This window comes from Paenibacillus gallinarum (genome assembly GCF_014836635.1).
GTDB classification, from domain to species: domain Bacteria; phylum Bacillota; class Bacilli; order Paenibacillales; family Paenibacillaceae; genus Paenibacillus; species Paenibacillus gallinarum.
The window spans coordinates 45,677-64,278 of the sequence record NZ_JACSQL010000007.1; the positions used below are offsets into that span (position 1 = coordinate 45,677).

General features: G+C 41.0%; 16 protein-coding genes. 1 reads left to right on the forward strand and 15 read right to left on the reverse strand.

What is annotated here, in order from left to right; translation table 11 throughout:
* Positions 1–13: 13 nt before the first annotated feature.
* The 3 genes from H9647_RS15330 to H9647_RS15340 form a co-directional block, all read right to left on the reverse strand.
* On the reverse strand, positions 14–1,465 hold the full coding sequence (locus H9647_RS15330; RefSeq protein WP_191801470.1) for an aminotransferase-like domain-containing protein: 1,452 nt from the start codon (positions 1,463–1,465) through the stop codon (positions 14–16).
* Between the two features lie 98 nt (positions 1,466–1,563).
* The gene (locus H9647_RS15335) at positions 1,564–3,162 is read right to left on the reverse strand and encodes an alkaline phosphatase family protein (RefSeq protein ID WP_191801472.1); all 1,599 of its coding nucleotides are present in this window, start codon (positions 3,160–3,162) and stop codon (positions 1,564–1,566) included.
* Positions 3,163–3,376: 214 nt separating this feature from the next.
* A complete protein-coding gene (locus H9647_RS15340) occupies positions 3,377–4,366 on the reverse strand; it encodes an NAD-dependent epimerase/dehydratase family protein (protein ID WP_191801474.1) in 990 nt (329 codons plus the stop codon).
* A gap of 169 nt (positions 4,367–4,535) precedes the next feature.
* Between H9647_RS15340 and H9647_RS15345 the strand changes: the two genes are divergently transcribed.
* A complete protein-coding gene (locus tag H9647_RS15345) occupies positions 4,536–6,227 on the forward strand; it encodes a DUF2339 domain-containing protein (protein ID WP_191801476.1) in 1,692 nt (563 codons plus the stop codon).
* A gap of 128 nt (positions 6,228–6,355) precedes the next feature.
* Here the strand turns inward: H9647_RS15345 and H9647_RS15350 are convergent, their stop codons facing one another.
* From H9647_RS15350 to cntE, 12 genes are all read right to left on the reverse strand, one after another.
* Positions 6,356–7,267: a type II CAAX endopeptidase family protein gene (locus tag H9647_RS15350; RefSeq protein ID WP_191801478.1), complete on the reverse strand. Its 912-nt coding sequence runs from the start codon at positions 7,265–7,267 to the stop codon at positions 6,356–6,358.
* 98 nt (positions 7,268–7,365) lie between these two features.
* Positions 7,366–7,992: a copper amine oxidase N-terminal domain-containing protein gene (locus H9647_RS15355; RefSeq protein ID WP_191801480.1), complete on the reverse strand. Its 627-nt coding sequence runs from the start codon at positions 7,990–7,992 to the stop codon at positions 7,366–7,368.
* Between the two features lie 264 nt (positions 7,993–8,256).
* Positions 8,257–9,765: an S-layer homology domain-containing protein gene (locus tag H9647_RS15360; RefSeq protein WP_191801482.1), complete on the reverse strand. Its 1,509-nt coding sequence runs from the start codon at positions 9,763–9,765 to the stop codon at positions 8,257–8,259.
* A 118-nt stretch (positions 9,766–9,883) separates the two neighbouring features.
* Positions 9,884–10,576 carry a response regulator transcription factor gene (locus H9647_RS15365; RefSeq protein ID WP_191801484.1) on the reverse strand — a complete coding sequence of 231 codons (693 nt, stop codon included), beginning with the start codon at positions 10,574–10,576 and terminating at the stop codon, positions 9,884–9,886.
* Positions 10,569–12,053, reverse strand: a complete 1,485-nt coding sequence (locus H9647_RS15370; RefSeq protein ID WP_191801486.1) for a sensor histidine kinase — start codon at positions 12,051–12,053, stop codon at positions 10,569–10,571. The genes H9647_RS15365 and H9647_RS15370 overlap by 8 nt, the downstream gene beginning before the upstream one ends.
* A 248-nt stretch (positions 12,054–12,301) precedes the next feature.
* Positions 12,302–12,640, reverse strand: a complete 339-nt coding sequence (locus tag H9647_RS15375; protein WP_191801488.1) for a hypothetical protein — start codon at positions 12,638–12,640, stop codon at positions 12,302–12,304.
* Between the two features lie 130 nt (positions 12,641–12,770).
* Positions 12,771–13,427: a GAP family protein gene (locus H9647_RS15380; RefSeq protein ID WP_191801490.1), complete on the reverse strand. Its 657-nt coding sequence runs from the start codon at positions 13,425–13,427 to the stop codon at positions 12,771–12,773.
* Positions 13,424–14,203 (reverse strand): MerR family transcriptional regulator, encoded by a 780-nt coding sequence (locus H9647_RS15385; protein ID WP_191801492.1) that lies wholly within the window; start codon positions 14,201–14,203, stop codon positions 13,424–13,426. The genes H9647_RS15380 and H9647_RS15385 overlap by 4 nt, the downstream gene beginning before the upstream one ends.
* A gap of 24 nt (positions 14,204–14,227) precedes the next feature.
* Positions 14,228–14,368 carry a hypothetical protein gene (locus tag H9647_RS15390; RefSeq protein WP_191801494.1) on the reverse strand — a complete coding sequence of 47 codons (141 nt, stop codon included), beginning with the start codon at positions 14,366–14,368 and terminating at the stop codon, positions 14,228–14,230.
* Between the two features lie 268 nt (positions 14,369–14,636).
* On the reverse strand, positions 14,637–16,610 hold the full coding sequence (locus H9647_RS15395) for an FUSC family protein (RefSeq protein WP_191801496.1): 1,974 nt from the start codon (positions 16,608–16,610) through the stop codon (positions 14,637–14,639).
* A 21-nt stretch (positions 16,611–16,631) separates the two neighbouring features.
* Complete coding sequence (locus H9647_RS15400) at positions 16,632–17,072, reverse strand: MarR family winged helix-turn-helix transcriptional regulator (RefSeq protein WP_191801498.1); 441 nt, start codon at positions 17,070–17,072, stop codon at positions 16,632–16,634.
* Positions 17,073–17,250: 178 nt separating this feature from the next.
* Positions 17,251–18,477 (reverse strand): staphylopine family metallophore export MFS transporter CntE, encoded by a 1,227-nt coding sequence (cntE, locus tag H9647_RS15405; protein ID WP_225229323.1) that lies wholly within the window; start codon positions 18,475–18,477, stop codon positions 17,251–17,253.
* Positions 18,478–18,602: the final 125 nt, after the last annotated feature.

The following is an 18,602-nucleotide window of genomic DNA, read 5'->3' on the forward strand; positions in this document are numbered from 1 at the left end:
GATCATCATTCCTTCATCCCATTAATTTGTGCGCTGTTTTGCCAATAATCTCGATTCCCTTGCGGATATCCTCATCCGTCACTCTGGAGAACCCAAGCCGCATGGTATGCTGTCCCCCGCCATCGGTATAGAACATCTCTCCTGCCGTAAAAATGACACCTTGCGCACGACATGCCTCAAGCAGTTCTTTCGTGTTAAATCCATCCGCAAATTCCACAAACAAATGCAGTCCGCCGTCTCCGGTCAATGCCCCAAAAGGAACATGCTGCTTGCAACATTCCAGAGTCAGCTCATATTTCCGTTTATATTCCGCTTTCGCTTTTTTCAAATATTTATCTAGATTACCGTTGTATAAATATTGATAGAGTATCGATTGATCCAAGGTTGATGTATGAATCGTCTGCGCCCGCTTGATACTCTCCAGGTAATAGATCAGTTCCTCGTCGGCCAGCACCCATCCTACCCGAAGACCAGGGAACAAGACTTTAGAAAAGCTGCCTAGATAAATCACACTATTACCTGCACCGGCCGTTGCAATCAGCGGTGATACATGTGATCCCGAATAACGAAGTTCTTCATTAAAACCATCCTCAATGACCGGAATATCGTATCCCGCCATCAGCTTCATGAGGCCCTGTCTTTTCTCGGGGGACATAACAATCCCTGTCGGATTATGGTACGAAGGCACAAAGTAGGCACAATCGTACTCTCCTTCACTGAGCGCCTTCTCCAGCTTACCCAAGTGAATGCCATCCCGCTCCATAGGAATCCCCCTGATTCCGAAGCCTTTCAGTTTCAAATTCTTGATCGCCGTATGATGCGTCGGATTCTCGGTCAGGACCTGGCCACTCTTCCGGTTCAATGCGGAAAGCACAATGTTAAAACCTTCCGTAAAACCATTGGTAATCAGGATGTCCTTGCCCTTCATATCCACGCCCTTGTGCTCCATGTATTGGTGCAAATAATCAATCAAAGGCTTGTAACCTTTGGCATAGCCGTAGTTCAGCAGGACATTACCTTCCACGGCCATACGGTCCATGAAAGCCCGCTTTACATTGTCAAGGTCGAACAGCCCCTCATCAGGAGCAATACTGGTAAATGAAATCGTTCCCTTCTCCGCACGGATCCCGCGTTTCATGATATCCAGTTCTTCTGCCAGCAAGGCTTGGTCGTTCAAATGCTCTTTCCAATCCATCATTCGAGACGAGACCTTCATCGTGCCCGGTGCTGATGGGGCTACGTAATTCCCCTGCCCTTTAACCGCGTAGATAAACCCATCGTCCTCCAGCCCCTCATAAGCGGCGATGACCGAGTTGCGGCTAACCTTCAGCAGTACACCCATTTCACGTGTGGATGGGAGTTTTTGATTGCTTTGCAGTGCGCCTTTTATAATTAAGTGCTTCATATAGTCTTTGATTTGTATATATACCGGTCGTCCGGCAATGAGCTTAAAATCCTTAAACATCTATCATCGCCCCCATAGCTATCATGGCACAGTAAGCAAGGTAAAAAAAGAACCACGATCCCGGATTTTTTATCCAGTCGTGGTTCTTAGGTGTTTCCCTACTCTTTTATTAAAAGTTTCAGAAAATATGGTTTTAAATCAATAATGCGTAAATGTTGCGGTTTTTCGTTCGTACCGCATATGATAAGAGGAACGAGTGATTCTTTTTCATGAAGCGAACCGTGGCCTCCTCCGCCTTCATGTGTTGGGGAGCTTTTGTCAGCGAGTTCATATCCCGGTTTTGCCGTAACGACTAGAAAATCCCCCTGATGTGAATGTAATGCACCTGATAATCGCTGTAGTACGTCAGGGTATTTTCCATAAGACAATTTTTGATTCTTTGAATTTAATTTTAAATCAAGCACATCTAAATCTCGTTCAACTTTCCATTTTTGCTGATAGCTATCGACCATTTTCCCATTTGATTTATACTTCACTTCTTTATTTGTTTCTCCTTGCAATGCATAAACCCATTCGTTCTCCTTCCAAGATACTATATCAATACGGGGATCGAAGGTTAATGCATAAGCAAGATCTCTCAATGAATTTTCTTTATTAAGGTTGTAAACATAAGCCATCGTTTCATTTACGGCAAGTACAATATCTGTTTCGTCCGTAACAGATTTACCTTGTTTTAGTACACTGTATTCCTTAAGTAAAGAAGGTAAATCGACAACCGAATCGTTTTGAGCAGAATAAAGGGAAGTCATTCCGCTATCACCTGCAAGTATAAAAATGGTTTTATTTAACGCTTCCTCTGGTGAACCAAATTGTTTTAATAAAGAACCTAATTGCTTATCAAGTTCCTCTACTCCACTTCGTTCTTGCGGTCCTTTCTTATGTAATTTCTGATCAAGATCTGGCAAATAAACGAATAAGAAATCAGGTAATTTGTTCTTTTGAATCAAATACTTTACGGCTTCCATTGAATATTGATTGTTGAGACCCAGTCGTCCTGTTATACCTTCCGGCATATCTTTAACGTTCTCTAGTGGATTTGCAAGAGAACCTAAGGCTAAAAAATCTGGTCCCTTTACTTGAATTTCTTTTGGTAAAGAGGTAATACCTTTGAGCCAATCAGGAATCGTCAACCTATGATGAGACGCACCTCGGTAGATCAGGCCATTAATAGAACCTGATTTTAAACCATGCTTGGCCAAATCTTCATATATCGTAGGTATTTGCGGATTTAGATGTTTCCCATTCAAGTTGATTAGAGCATCCTGTAATACCTCATTACCTCCCTGTTTCCATATCTCCATCGGCCCAGTTCCATAATTGATTACTTTTTTCTCATCCGAAGAATACCAAGTAAGACCTGGTACATGATGACTGTTTGGGTATGTTCCCGTAATTAGAGAACTATCTATCGTTACTGACATCGTGGGAAATGAACTAACCATGTCTTTATAGTAAATCCCATGTTCCGTTAGATATTGAAAAGTAGGCAGCTTATTTTGTTTGATCCCATCATCAATGGCTTGAGACATTAAAGAATCGATCATGAGAAAGATTACTTTCTTAGAGTCTTCTCTCTTTATTGATTTCACTTGTACTAAATCTTGTTCATCAGGTTTTGCCTCTTCCTTTTGGCACCCAGAGGTCAACATAAAAACAATGAGCAAAGACCAAATTATTATTTTTCTCAACGGAGTCATTCCTCCCACCCGTAAGTTTTATAGCAACAACGCCAGAATAGGTGAGGTTTGCCCTGTGCAAAGTGTATCTCATTTCAGCCTTGATCATGTATGTGGTAATTTGGTAAATAATGAATGTGGCAAAACCTATGCATTAGCACAACAAAAACAACCGAACATGGTCCGGCTGCTCATTGATTCCATAAAGATATATCATTAACCTAAGATTTATTGATTACGAATCAGCTCTTGCCTCTTCCTGAACACATTTACGGAGCGTCTCCCTGATTGATGCGCGGATATCATATTCATGATATGTAAGAAGAGACATGGTTTCAGCTGGGTTGAGATAGGCATCTCTGTTTTGGATCTCTGCCATCATGCTCATATGAACACCCTGTTCTTTACCCGCTTCCGCATTTTTTGCATCGATCCGCTCCATAACTGGTTTCATCTGATCTAGTGGCACAACCTTGACTCTGCTATCTTCCTGTCCTAGCGCATCTACAACCATTTGATAAAACTCGCTATGCTTCATATTCATGCCGCAAATCGCATATTTGCCGCCATGTTCACCGTACTCCATCGCTCCGATCGTAGCTTCTGCTACCTGCTGCGCAGTGACCATTGCTGTACCTCCGCCAAGTACGGGAACGACCTTTTGATCTTTTACTCTATTTACAAACATGGACCATAGCGGCATACGTCCTGGCATCACACCAAAAATGTAAGGCAAACGAATGCTCATCACATCCATTCCTCCTTCACCTTCAAGACACGCTAATTCCTCTTGAAGCAATCGAGAGCGAGGGTAAGCATTTTGTTTCAAAGGAATGTCGGTCCACTCTTCTGCAAAATGCGCAAAATACGAGCTAAGTATGGCAAACTTTTTCACACCAGCTTGTTTAGCTAATCTAGCAAGACGCTGAGTAGGAAGTACATTTGCGTCATAAAAAAATTTCATTGCCGGAGCTTCAGGTAACGTTCGTTCATCTGCTCCAGCAGCATATACAAATCCATCAACGCCCTCTAGCATCTTCCGGATTTCTTCATCTGACATGTTATTGATATCCCCTACTCTGTGCTCAACTTCCCCAGGCAAAAGATTCTCTGTTGGCATGGGATGCCGCGATACAGTCGACACTGTATATCCTCGTCTCAATAATTCTTTAACTGTGAAATAACCTAGAAATCCAGTCCCGCCTAATACAAATACGTTCTTCATGAAGTCCATCTCCTATGCAGTTTTGTGAGGGAATAGCTATTCGTCATGATCTTCCCTTCTGTCCTTTACCCATTTTTGTAAACATAAGAAAAACCTCTTCCAATATCATTTAAAGGGATGTTACATTAAAAAGAAACCAGAAATTGGATTAACAAGGGAGGGTCTGTTATTGAATAATGATGAACGTTTAAATCGTTTGGAACAGCGAATCATGGAACTTGAAATAGAAGTAAGCGAATTAAAACAGCATAGAATATCGAAGAGAGTTACTACGGATACGGGACTTCCGTCCAAAACATTGATTGAAGGGCCTGTCCCCTTCGGTACATCATACGGTGAAACGAGAGAGCAAACGACACAGGAGAAAATCAGGCAAAAAGAAACCGATTGGGAACATCTCATTGCCAGAGTTTGGCTTCCTCGTGTATTCATGTTTGTCTTTTTAATCGGTTTAATTTGGGGATTTAAAGCGGCAGTGGATGGTGGTTATATTACTGAGGAAATGCGATGCATTATTGGTCTTCTCGGCGGTGCGGCTTTCGTTTATCTCGGTGCAAGACAACACAAGCATCAGCGTCTCTTGTTATCACAAGTGCTTTTGGCGGGTTCCATAGGGATCTTCATGCTTACCACATTCGCAGCGCATTACTTATATGACTTTATCAATGCACCCATCGCTTTTATTCTCAACGTACTTTGGACCCTATTGGGACTTTTATTCTCTTACCGCTACAAATCACAGACATTAGGCGTATTGGCCATTGTATCCGGAATCCTGACTCCCTTTCTGGTCGATAATAACAATCCTTCTACTGCTTTCTTTGTATGTTACGAAGTACTGCTCTACATTAGCGCCATGATCTTTGCGATCAAGCATCGATTTGTAACTTTACTCTATACCTCATTTATCTTGCTACACCCTGCTTTTATGATGTTTATGATTCTCAGTCTTGGTTCAATCTTCTCTGAAAGATGGATCGTCTACGGTGTATTGGTCCAGCATCTCATTCTTTTAGCTTCCATCTTACTTAGAACAGGAATTTTGAATCATCAACTCCGTGTACTGATAACCAGCTTTGTCTTAACCGCTGTTTGGTTCAGGTTAATCTTGGACTCGGACATCATTCTAATCTTGTTATCATTCACTCTGTTATATAGTGCGATCTCAGCTTACACCTGGAGAAAAGGTTTCAAAGATATATTACCTTATATGCTTGCTATATCATCCTACTCTTTACTTTTCTTATTGATGGAAGTTGTCGAAAATAAATGGGTTGTCGGACTTCTTATTATTGAAGGTTTTATCGCTCTTACTCTGGGTTTCATTATTAAATCATTATTCCAAAAAATAAACGGTCTTCTCATTTATCTTGTAGGATTTCTCGCTGGGATTGTAATCTTATTAGACGGCATGGATTCCCTTGCATCCGTTAATACCTTTATATGGATCGTGATCCTACTTACCTTAGCAGGAATTACGGTTTTATTGAGACATTATTCTGCTGAAAATCAAAATCAAACTAAAGAGTTGATTAGAGTCCTTTACTACGGACTCGGCGTACTATTCCTCATCTTTATAACCGATGTCACTACTGTACTCACACAAAATGTAAGTGAAAATGCTCAGCATTTAATCATTTCATCTACATGGGTGGGGTATGCCATCGCCGTTATAGCCTATGGTCTCAAGAAAAAAATCAAACAAGTTCGGCTTGCGGGTATCGCTCTCCTATTTCTAACTTTAATCAAAGTCATCTTCTTCGATCTTCCTACGGTTTCTATGATCATGAAGGCGGTCCTGTTTATCGGACTAGGCGGAATTGGTATATTGCTTTCTCGGTTCTTCTATAAAAAAGAATAGGATGAAACATCATAAAAAGGGTCTCTCTGTTGTAAAAGAGGCCTCTTTTTATATGACTATAAGAATTCGTACCCTCGCGTTAAGCGGAAGATAGGGGTTTGCTTTTTTACTCATTTAATCATAAGCAGTTATAAATAGTTAACTTTAATAATAAACACAGCTATGGACAACATAATAGGAAGACTCCAACCAAAATAACGGAGCGGGGAAGATACTTCCCTCTTCTGCTTTATAAACTCTTCACACGGGTCAAATCGTGTATACAGCCGCCTGCAGATCATGAAAGCGACAATAGAAGCAAAGCCTGTTATCAGCATGATTTCTGCACCGGGACCTCCAGGAGTAGAAATACTTTCAAGCATATCTCCTCTCTGTAGGTATGAGCTGACTACATAAGTCGAGTTCGTTATTAAATGCACGATAATCCCTGGGATAATCGAGCCTGATTTGATGACCAGTAAAGAGGAAACTAGAGCCGCCCCAAATAATTCGATCAGCCGGTAAGGATTGTCATGGAACAGGGCAAATAGAAAAGAGCTCATCACAGCTGAAAACCATATTCCGTGTCTGGCATACCCAGTAATGAGAACTCCTCGAAACAACAACTCCTCACATATAGGCGGGATAATCCCTATACTCAGTAGAAGAATACAAAAGGAAAAGAGCGAATCCGCAACTGGATATTGTGATGTTTTATAAGATGCTCCAAGCAAGACGGATACCACTTCCGTAATCTGGTGAAAAAACAGCAATATGATTTGACTGAGTGCAAAAATTACTATAGAGAGTAAGATATTTTTAAATGAAACTTTATGTAGCCTGAATACTGTACGAAGGGATATATGTCGGTACCGGCACCAGAGTACAGCGGGTAACACATTTAGTACAATTTGTCCGACCGCCACGTAGCCCAGAAATAAGAATAGATTATCGTGATGCGGGTTTCCATTCGAACTCATCCATCCAGACAGCATGATGCCGGTGACATAGGATACGAAAAATATCCATCCTGCATTCTTCATTGTCAATTTGTTGATCATGTGCCACATCCCTTATCATCTTAGCGCGTTTATCCTCCAGCCATTAGGTTCATATATACTCTAATCCGAGTTAGCTTATTAAATATTTTGTAATGAGTTTATTCTATATATGTCAGTCCAGGAAAAACAGTATATTGATCCACGTCAAAATGTTGGACCATTCTCATAGATTCTATTTTACCCTTAGTTATCACAAAATCCCACATCTGTCCTTTAAGCTCATCTTCAGATAGGATGACTTTTACTCTTACTTTTAAGGAATTCTTTATATGTTGTGCATCAACAATGGTATAGTCGATGATCGCCGGGTACATTCCGCCTATAGGTATCATATCAAAACCTTCAACGGTAACTGATCTAATCAGCTTATCATCTCTTTCATCGAAACCAATCATATATGTCCCAATAAGGTTTTTAACACCCGCCCAACTACTACTACTTAATTCAAGTTCCTGATTCCAAATATCATTTTGATTAGAACGATTGTTGTTATTAATGGTGATTGTTTGATTCTTTTGATCCCAGTTTACATTAGCGCCTAATGCCTTCGATATGACACTTATAGGTACCATAACTCGATTATTAACCATCTGGGGTGCTACATCTGATGTAATGATCTGATCATTAACTACAATTTTAATACTGCCTTTAGCAAAAGCTAGTCCAATGATGCTGCAAAAAGAACATAGAACAACAACAAGTGTGATATACAACTTCTTCTTCATTTTTTTCAGCCTCCTGTAAATAGTCGAACATAATAAATGACGTTACAGATTAGATATCGTTACATTTATTTTGATTTTCATATCCATTCTGTAATAGAAGGTTGTTCCCCAAAAGTAAAACTGCACCTCCGTTTGCTAGATGGTGTCTAACAAATGGGGTGCAGTTCATATAGGCGACTCTTTATCTATGGCATTTTCCCTCAACCACTCATGATTAAGCTTCGGATTATAGGAATGATTGGTTATTCTCTCATATTACTTCTCTTATTCATAAATCACTGTTACCGATGAAGCGACTCCCCAATCCCCGACTGGAGTTAACGTATATGCTGTGCCGGTAGTCAATTTGTCATTATTGCCAAGATCGAATACGCCCACCTGGCCTTTACGGCTCGAATATTTGTACGTGGCTGTCAGTACGTCACCGCTCGGCGATGTTAAAGTAACGCTTCGGCCTGAGAATAGCTCATCACCAGGATCTTGTGCAAGACTCACTTCAATCGACGTTTCGCTTAGAGCCTTAGCACTTGTAACCTGCAGTGGATCGAACGACTTCGCTATAAACGAAGCATTATTAATGTTGGCCCAATCAGAAGATACTGTATATTTAATTCCAGGGATTAAGGTTTCACCTACTGGCAAGCGGAACTTCGGCTCTTGCTTACCATCCGTTGATTGGGTGAACGGGACATACCTGGCAACGATCGGTTCGCCACCTTCCGGTGTAATCACTACTTGTCTTGCCTGCATAGAAGGGATGATCTGATACGTTTTCCCTCCGGCTTGCTCACGATCATCCAGCACAAACGCATTCGCTCCTCGACCACCGCTATATGCCGAAATAATATAACCGTAATCAACGACCCCGTTCTCTTGAAGCGCTGCAATCTCGAAAGTATCGTTCGTTACTTGACTAGCCGTTGTCATGCTTACCTTTGTTCCACTTCCCTCAAATGTTCCTGCTGCTTGGCCTTTATAGGTAAGGTTGTACACTTCCCCCACTTTCTGAACGGACGTCGGAACGATGTATGTTGCAATCGATCCTGTTTTCAGGCGAGGCATATTCGTCAGCATGAGTCCACTGCTAAATGCAAAATCCGTTTGGGCCTTGGTGAACACTTCATCCTCTGCCCTAAGTGGTTTATCGAAAGAAACGATTAACGTAATTGCATTTAGTGATCTTACGCTTTTGATCTGAGCATGTTCGGATGAAATCGCCTGACGAGCTGTCTGCAGTAGAACTGCCGTTTCACCGCGCGTTGCTGAGCTGTTATCTAAATAGAAAGCACTCATCCAGTGGATAACCGATTTTATATCCCGTTGCATTGCTTTAGATACAACCTGTACCAGTTCTGCATCCGATACTTGACTATGCGGATTGAATTGACCGTTACTCGTCTCCATTATGCCAAGTCCGGCAACCTTCGACGCATACGGCGCATACCATGCGTTCGAATTTACGTCCGTTAGTTCTGCATTCTCTCCTGTCTTGTCCTTTAGATGAAACGTTTTGTATACGAGAGTCGCCAATTCGGCTCGGCTAATCGCTTGATGTTCTCCCATTGAACGGTCTACATATCCATTCATGATACCGAGATTGTTTAATTCCTTAACTGCTGCTTCAATCTGCTGATTGGTAAGCTGAGCTGTTGTTGTGGCAGAGTTAGTAACGTATGTAACTGCATGTGCATGATTCGCGGTTAGTGGCAGTGCTCCTGCTGCTAAGGCAGTTATGGTTAAAAATGCGGCGATTTTTTTTGCTGTAGGTTTCATGTTAAAATCCTCCTCTATTCATTGTTGTTGCCTGTAACTAAAGAATAGAGGATAAAAAGAAACTCCCTAGGATAAAAACATTAACAAAATATAAACTGCGTCTAATTTTTATCGAAACTTATACAGTGAACCGATAACCGGCGCCCCACACGGTTTCGATATATTCCGGATTCTTAGGATCGGCTTCTAGTTTTCCGCGAAGTTTACGAATATGCACAGTAACCGTTGCGATATCTCCGCTAGAGTCCATATTCCAGATCCGTTCGAAGAGATCTGATTTGCTAAATACGCGGTTTGGATGACTCGCCAGAAATACAAGTAAATCAAATTCTTTCGTCGTAATCGCCACTTCTTCGCCACTCACGAACACACGGCGTGACGCCTTGTCGATATGCAGTCCGCGAATGTGGATTTCATCTTGTTCAGCAGGCTTCCTTTTCCCAAGTAATCTCTCATATCGAGTCAGATGAGCCTTCGCTCTTGCAACGAGTTCGCTTGGGCTAAAAGGTTTCGTAATGAAATCGTCAACACCGAGATTGAAAGTCCGGATCTTATCAATCTCCTCCTTCTTTGCAGAGACGACCAGGATCGGCACCTCTTTTACCTCACGAATGCGTCTACATAATTCAAATCCATCCAAACCCGGAAGCATCAGGTCAACAATAATGAGACCATAGTTTTCCTTTAAAGCCAGCTGCAGCCCTTCATCACCGGTATGACACAGCTCCACAGAAAATCCGTTGAGCTCAAAATAGTCCCGTTCCAGTTGCGCGATCGTTGTTTCGTCTTCAATGATCAAAATGTTAGCCATTTCCATTCCCTGTCTCCTCGTTAGTCAACCTTTTCAGTTGGATATAGATCGTCGTACCGATATTTGGTTTACTATTCGCCCAGATGAATCCCCCGTGCCCATCGATAATTTGGCGGGCAATGGCGAGCCCTAACCCACTACCGCCTGTTGAGGAATTACGAGATTGTTCTGCTCGGTAAAATCGTTCGAATACATGAGGCAAAGCCTCCTCTGGTATACCTCTGCCATTATCCTTGAACACCATTGTTATCCATTCCAAATCTGCTTGAAGCGTAATGCCGAGTCGCTTGTTTTCGTTGTCCATATATTTGAGCGCATTATCCACTACGTTGACAACCGTACGCTTTAATTTATCCAGATCCACAGAAGCCATAACGGGTCCAGTAGCTTGGTTATCCCAATCAAAGGCAACCTGCTTGTCCTCTAGATCGTATCTGAGTTCTTCAATGCTGTCTTCGAGGAAATCGACAATGTCCACCACTTTAAATAAGAAAGGTTCCTGATTTAGGTCGAGTTTCGAATATAAAAAAAGTTCATCCACCAACTTGTCCATGCTGACGGCTTTTGAATGGATGATATTCACATATGTCTCCATTTTCTCGGGTGTACTCGCCACTCCATCACGTATGCCCTCAATGTATCCTTTTATATTGGTTAGCGGCGTTCGTAGATCATGCGAAATGTTGGAAATGAGTTCCTTACGGTTCGCTTCATCTTGCTGTCGAAGTTCATTGGATTGCTGTAATTGATTCCGCATACTCTCAAAGGCTCCACTCAGTTGGCCCACCTCGTCGTTTGAACTCAGCTCGAGTTTGAAGGCAAGATTACCTTCCTTGATTTGTTCCGCAGAGTTCCTTAATTGATGTAAGGGTTTAATAAAGCTGCGAGTAATCCAGCGGAATAATAGCAGGTTGGCTATGATAAGTACACCGATCAGCAGTAGCGACATCATTGGCAACAGCTTGCGAGTAAGTTCTGCAAAAGGACTTCTTTCCCGAATTACAAAGACGCTTCCCCGCTTCCCATCCGAATACTGAAAATCAAATTTCGCGTAAGCGTAGAATCTTTCACTAATGTTAAAGGTGCTGCGGATCTGATAATTGTTCAGATCATAAGCAGGCAATGCTTGCTTTAGTTCCGGCTGATGAAAGGTCAGTGATTCGAAGATTTGGCTGTCTTCACGCCTGACATAGAGGCCCGACTTCTCGGCTCGAAGTTTCATGTCATATTCACGCAGCAGAACTTTATTCTGCAGTGCGTCCGGATCGTTTTTAGCTAAAAACTTCATCTCTTGGAAGATCGATTCTCCCTGTTCAGTCAATGGATTGACCTGATAGTGCACCTTATAAATATCACGAAAGCTTTGAAGATCTCCTGTCGCCGCAATCGTATAAAGACTTGCCGTAAGTAGAATAAAGAGCAAACTTATAAGAAACATGCTCGTAAAGGAGAGCAGCATTTTTAATCGAATCGACATGGGATCCCCTTCTATAAACGCTATTTATTTAGTTAGTGCAAATGTTAACACAACTCCAACTGAATTGACCATATATTGGATTCCCTAAAATTTAATTCATAAATCTTTGAAATCAACGCAAAAAGTCCCCGTAACCATGTGACGGGGAGAAAACTCAAAAATTCATTTTATTCTGGTTTATCGCTACTTTATCTTAAAAAATCCATGAACATCAGCATTTCATCTGAATAATTGGATTTATTAGATTCTTAGCAGTAGTCTATCCGAATCGGGTTGATTAATTGATAATCACTCAAAAAATCTTCGACTTCTTCCATGGATTTCAATCCATTTTGACAAACAAAAGTCCCTGCGATATGTAAATCAGAATCTATGAAGGCAACCCCCTCATTTACTTCGAATACATCATTTTCAATAAGATAGATAAAAGGTGCTTGTGGTGTAAAGTGAATGAGTACACTGTAGAGACTTGGGTCTGTGCTTTGTTCTGTATATTTTGACGTTTCAAGGCCTTGAGATTCATTCCATAGCCCTTGATTTTCATATTCATCTTTCGATTCATTCCTTCCAAATATCCTTCCAACCATAAAAATCCCTCTATTCTAATTGATTTTTTCTTTTTAATAAATGAATCAATATCTAAACACCACGAATCCAATAAATGTTTCTTTCTTTAACAATAATTCTCTAATAATAAACTCCGTTATCATTTGCTATCTATAAATAATCCACACTATAAAGCATTAATAACAACCCAACAATACACATGATCCACGAAGCGAGTGAGCTTGAACTCTTCGACACCTGATTTTGGATGAACTTTAAAGGCTTCTGCATTACTGAACCTAATAACATATATAACATGTACAAAATGAATGGCGGGAGTACCATGACTACATTATAAGCGAACAGTAATGGGAGCCACTCATACCATACCAAACCTGAATTAGTCATAAGAGCAATGGCAGTGAAATAAGGAAGAGCTGTCCCCACTTCTACAAGTGACGTTGTAACACCTAGAGCAATCATTGTCGAATTCGTTTTGGTTATTGGACTTGTATAGGAAGACTTCTTTCTTTTCGGAACATAAAAACTCCAAATAAACAAAATCCCACCTACAATAAATAGCATCCAACTGACCACGCGATTCTGTAAGAACGTAGAGAACACTTCGAAAAAGAATCCAAATCCTAACTTGATTGCCACACCTGCGCTAAAATAAAATCCAATGACTGTAAATAAATATACCATTAATTTTAAGCCTACTTTTTTCTTTTCAGTTAGAAGTAAATATACAGTGATCCCTATTGTGGCAGGACTAAGGGTATCGAGTAGGGATAATCCACCGATCATGAGTAACAGTTCAGTGTTCATGTGTGCCCTCCCTCCTCGGTACTTGTTTGTTCAACGCTAGATATAAAAATTCCGTAAGCCTGGTCCATATATTCAAGGACTTCCGATTTAATGGGGTATAACCCCAGTTGTTCAGACGCTAATGGATTTTTTCGCATTTCCCATAACTTATCGATAAAGGCGTCTTGACCTCCATACTCCTCTTCTTGTTTCTCCAGCATTCTCCGAATAACATTTTGCACACAAGGTGATGATAACGGTTCCTTACACGTATAGTATTTCGTTATTAGGCCAACAAGGGCTATCCATTCCATAGACTCAGGATTGCCCGCACTCATTTTCGGCAGTTTAGTCCATAGACCCAGTTCAGCATCCGTAAATGTCGATTTTCTATATTGATCAAGTCCTCTTTTATCTTGCAAAGATAACTTAATCAGTTGTTGAATTGCTTTTTCCTGATTCCCTTCTTCGACGGCAATGCCACTTACTAACGCACGTAAGGTTTGCTCCATTTCATTTAACCTTGATTGCTCTTCCAAAATAAATGTTAACTGATTGGCTAACCCATCACTCCAATTCCACTCAGGATCAGTTAACATCTCTTTAATATCTGAAAGTCGATACCCCATGTTTTTATAAAATTGAATTTGCTGAAGCTTTTGTAGATCTCCCTCTGTATATAGCCGATGTCCGCCTTCCGTTTTGGAGGAAGATACCAAAAGTCCAATTTGTTCATAGTAACGCAGCGTTCTCACTGTAATATTTGTTTGCTCTGCTAAGTTTTTTATATGTATCATTTTCCTATGCCTCCAAACTTCAGTTTACTTCCTACTCATCATGAAATTAATTAGATACCCTGCTCCAAGACCGATACATACTGCTGGCAGCGGGTGATCAATAAAAAGACCAATTCCTGCACCGATAATTACACATCCATATATAATCATGTCTTCTTTCTTCATGTTCCCATCCCCTTTTATTAAGCGGTTTCTATTCAAGGATTATCAATAGTGCCATTATAATGAATGACGTTACGTCACTTTCAAGCTTTTATTTCGAATATGGTCAAAAGCTAACCTATGAAAGAAAATGTGTTAACAATCAAGTGGTCGTTTGACTATCCAAGATAATTGGTTGAAATCTTTCGTCAACCTAATAACAAAAAAGCGCCTCAGGATTAATTTCCTGCGACGCTTCATATTCGGTATTCTTTTTATCATATGAGGAAAATTAAAATCTCGTTAAATTCAGTGAAGAGTCAAGGACTCGAAGTGAACGCTTTAGCTGCATAATATCTTCATAGATCGAAGGGAATTCAGGCAACGCAGGCATGTCCATAACTGGTTTTTTGTTATTTTCAATTGATTCCGCAAGCACTGCAAAACCATGTTGATACTTCTCAATTCGATCACTTGAAACATGATTAATATTGTTATCATTACGAGACGCAGCTAATAACATGTAGCCAAGATGTAAACTATCACCTACAGCAGGCCATAAAATGGTGGTTCGTGCATTTCTTCTCATCGATTCAGCAAAAGCATTATCATACACGAGTCTCAGCTGAATGAGCGCATTTTGAAGCTTTTCTTCGATTGATTTTCTAACCTCTATACTTTCACAGTTTAAAATGGCAACTAAAAGCTCACCTTCTCTTTCTACCGCCTCTTTAAAAACAGAAGGTAATCTTTTCGAAGCCGTTTTCCTCCATAACCAGGTAATGCCGACCATAGCTACCGCACTTCCTATGATAATATCAACGATCCGCGCAGAAATGAAATATTCGCTTGTCAATTCTGGTTGTAAAGTCGAACCGATTAACAAAGTGCTCGGTGTAATAAAGATAACAGCTAATGAATAATTCCGACCATAGATTAGCTCGACAACGAACTGCAGACTGGCTAGTATTAACGGAACCGCTACGTATTGAGGGTGCAGCCATAATAAGATGGCTCCTACAATAATTCCGATGATGGTACCCAAAGAGCGCTGTATACCTCTATGAAGACTCGCCACATACGTTGCTCCGCCCATAACCGATGCGCTTGATAAAGGTACCCAGTAAGACCGGTCGAAATGAAAGCCATATGCAATCGCAGCTGAAATAACAAGTATGATTCCGTATCGAAGCGCGATAAAAGGAGCATTGGATCCAGATGTAAACACATTTTTCAATAGTACGCGAAATCCTGTTTTTGTTTTGTAGTCCTTAGGATCTGTTTTATAATCAATTGCGTTTGTTGAGCTTATCTCAAAAGCAACTTTAATGTTAAGATACAGGTTTTTTAATGAAAGATTTAATTCGTCTTCAAATGTTGGTACTGCAAAACCTACTTCGTTCTCTTTTCCAAGCAACTGATCACCTATGATTTGTAAAGCACTGCTGAGTTGTTCCTCTACTTCATGTTTTGGCATTAAGGAGATATCAAGTATGGAAAGGAATATCTCTCTTGCCTGTGTATTAAGAACTCTTAATTTCTCTGTGTATGGTTTGTCTTTTCGTCCGAACCACTTCGAATTCATTAATGTACGATCCGCCTGTTGCATGAGAGAGGCCGTTTGGTGCTGCAGATCCGTAAACTGCGCGGTCCCCACGGCAGACAGTAGATTTGCCAGACTATAATATACCGCAGAACTTGCTTTACTCTCCGTACGGTGCGGATTCATAATTACCCCAGCCATACCTACCATCCAAGCAAACATTCCGCCAAGAAATAGAATGAGACTATTATGCAAAATCACATTCAGATTCGCTGTCATGGAGGTACCTACTGCATACGCAAGAACAAAGAACATTCCGCTCGGTCCCGTGATCTGAAAAAGAGTAAACATAAGGGTAGATAATCCCCCTACGATACCGAACATAAGCACCGTTAAAATTGTATTGTAAGAGCATAATGCTCCTAGCGCAAAGGAAACTGCCAATCCAAGAGCAACCCAAAATAATCGAACAGCACGCTGTGCGTAGGTCTCATTAGATACATATAAAAAAGTGAATCCTCCTATAGAAGCCAAGATTCCTAAGGCAGGATTCCCCATTAATACGCCCAGCAGGGCTGGTGTACCGACACTAATTGCAGAGCCTACTCCTCTAAACCAGTTCAAAGGAATAGGCTTTATTTGAAAAGCTTCTTTGTACATGGGTCTCTTTGGGAACGTGTGTTTAGCACGCCGCCGAGAGCTATAAGCATTATGATTATTCATCTTGTCTACCTCGATTCAAAACTATATATCCATATCGTTCGTTGCATTTTTCTCAATCTGTTGAAGTACTTTAGTAAAAATCGTTAATTCTTCATTTGATATTCCTTCTAGAACTTGTTCGAATAGATGTTCCAAATGAACATAGACTTCATTTCTTAGGCCTGTTCCTTTTTCAGTAATAAATATGAAGTAGGAGCGCCGATCTGTGTGATTCGTTTTGCGAATAATGAATTGACCTCGTTCCAATATATCTAGGATCTTCGCCAACGTTGCGGGATCCTTGTCTGCGATGGAGGCGAGTTCTTTTTGTTTAATACCATCATTTTCATACACTCTTTTTAGTACGGTCCATTGCTCCGGTGTAATAGAATAACTTTTCAGATGTCCTGTTAAAAAACGAAGTAAGGATCTACTGGTTTTCGTTATGGAGTACCCGTACATTTCTTCTGTGCTGAGATTCATCTGCAACCTCCCTTTCTAATTCGTATGTATACAAATAATATGTATGCTAATTAATTATAGTTAAAATATTAATAAAGTTCAATCCTTCTTCAAAAAACACATTTAGCCCCCTTGATCCTTCAAGGGAGCTAGTAATTGCAAACAGGAGTAATGTGCCTTCATTACATAAATAATTTCATCAGTTTGACGCCGCTGATCGGGCCTTATTCCCTGCTTCCATCCGCCCTCTGAAAGCCAATACCAAAATCATGGCGGCAACAGAAAGAAGTGTGCAGATCGTAAACATCGTTGAATACGAGCTGCTTTGCACAACAAGTCCCATTACAAGTCCGCCTAGAGAGAAGCCCAAATCATATGAGGACATAAAAATGCCCATAAGCACATATCTGGATTCAGAGGGGAGCACAAAAGACAAATAGGTAGTTAATGTCGGGTAGAGAAATGCCACGGCAAAACCGCTGAGTACCGCGGACAGGTAAACTAGGGCTCCTATCGTCTCCATTAGTGCGAGTAGCTGGGTTCCCAGTGCAGCACATAACAGCAGACCCGCTATTAGCCAGGTGTTCCAGCTGCCGTCTGACGGGATTTTTTTACGCAGAATGAATCTGCATAGAATCACAATGAGCCCCTGAATCGTTAAAAACACTCCCGCACTCGCTTCCCCGATCGATACCATGTACAGCGGAAGAAAGGTCGCAGTTGCCCCAAATACACACGAAGCAAACAACATGACAACACTACTAACTAACAGTGGGGTGCTGTGCCAGATACTGCCGAACGAACGCATCATGTCCCTCAGCGTATATGATTTGTTTTGCACCGTACTTTGCGGCAAATCCACCTTGTGTCCAATGATAAGCGGGAAAATTGCTAGACCGATCATCAGCACAGTAAACCAGATGTTGTTTGCATCTTCCCAAATTTGAATAGCAAGTATGGGGATGACCAGAGAAGGAACCATCGTAAACAAGGTATACATCGACAGACCTTGTGCCCGGTCTTTATCCTCCAGCTTTTCTACAATCCCTGCCTGCATTGTCATGGAGAAAAACGCAGTAGCCACACCCTGCAGTGCCCGTAGCCAAAGATACATTTCCACTCCAGAGACGATAAACAATAGCAGCGTTGAAGCATGTAAGATCAGCAGCCATTTCATCACACGAAGCGGCCCATATTTCCCTAGAAGCCCCGCCGCAAACGGTCTTAGGAGCATACATGTAAACATGTACGCCCCCATCATCAGACCAATTTCAGCCTGGTTTAATCCCGCAGCCTCACTCCGCAAGGGAAGAATAATAGTCAGCGCCGAATTCGCAGCGAAAAACAAAAAAGCTAACATATAAAACCGGATAAAAGAAAAAGATACCGGATTTAATTTTCCATTGGTAGTTACAGAAGAATTCAAAACATCGTCCCCACTTTCTTTATCTAGCAGTCAATCCACAGACATAACTGTGATTGGTTTTCACCGTTTATGGCAAACCAGTCATCACTTCTGCTAGGATAGCATAATTTAACTACTTAAATGAA

Coding starts and splice junctions, on each gene's coding strand:
- H9647_RS15330 (WP_191801470.1), bottom strand. CDS start 1,465: ATGTTTAAGGATTTTAAGCTCATTGCCGGACGACCGGTATATATACAA.
- H9647_RS15335 (WP_191801472.1), bottom strand. CDS start 3,162: ATGACTCCGTTGAGAAAAATAATAATTTGGTCTTTGCTCATTGTTTTT.
- H9647_RS15340 (WP_191801474.1), bottom strand. CDS start 4,366: ATGAAGAACGTATTTGTATTAGGCGGGACTGGATTTCTAGGTTATTTC.
- H9647_RS15350 (WP_191801478.1), bottom strand. CDS start 7,267: ATGATCAACAAATTGACAATGAAGAATGCAGGATGGATATTTTTCGTA.
- H9647_RS15355 (WP_191801480.1), bottom strand. CDS start 7,992: ATGAAGAAGAAGTTGTATATCACACTTGTTGTTGTTCTATGTTCTTTT.
- H9647_RS15360 (WP_191801482.1), bottom strand. CDS start 9,765: ATGAAACCTACAGCAAAAAAAATCGCCGCATTTTTAACCATAACTGCC.
- H9647_RS15365 (WP_191801484.1), bottom strand. CDS start 10,576: ATGGCTAACATTTTGATCATTGAAGACGAAACAACGATCGCGCAACTG.
- H9647_RS15370 (WP_191801486.1), bottom strand. CDS start 12,053: ATGTCGATTCGATTAAAAATGCTGCTCTCCTTTACGAGCATGTTTCTT.
- H9647_RS15375 (WP_191801488.1), bottom strand. CDS start 12,640: ATGGTTGGAAGGATATTTGGAAGGAATGAATCGAAAGATGAATATGAA.
- H9647_RS15380 (WP_191801490.1), bottom strand. CDS start 13,427: ATGAACACTGAACTGTTACTCATGATCGGTGGATTATCCCTACTCGAT.
- H9647_RS15385 (WP_191801492.1), bottom strand. CDS start 14,203: ATGATACATATAAAAAACTTAGCAGAGCAAACAAATATTACAGTGAGA.
- H9647_RS15390 (WP_191801494.1), bottom strand. CDS start 14,368: ATGAAGAAAGAAGACATGATTATATATGGATGTGTAATTATCGGTGCA.
- H9647_RS15395 (WP_191801496.1), bottom strand. CDS start 16,610: ATGAATAATCATAATGCTTATAGCTCTCGGCGGCGTGCTAAACACACG.
- H9647_RS15400 (WP_191801498.1), bottom strand. CDS start 17,072: ATGAATCTCAGCACAGAAGAAATGTACGGGTACTCCATAACGAAAACC.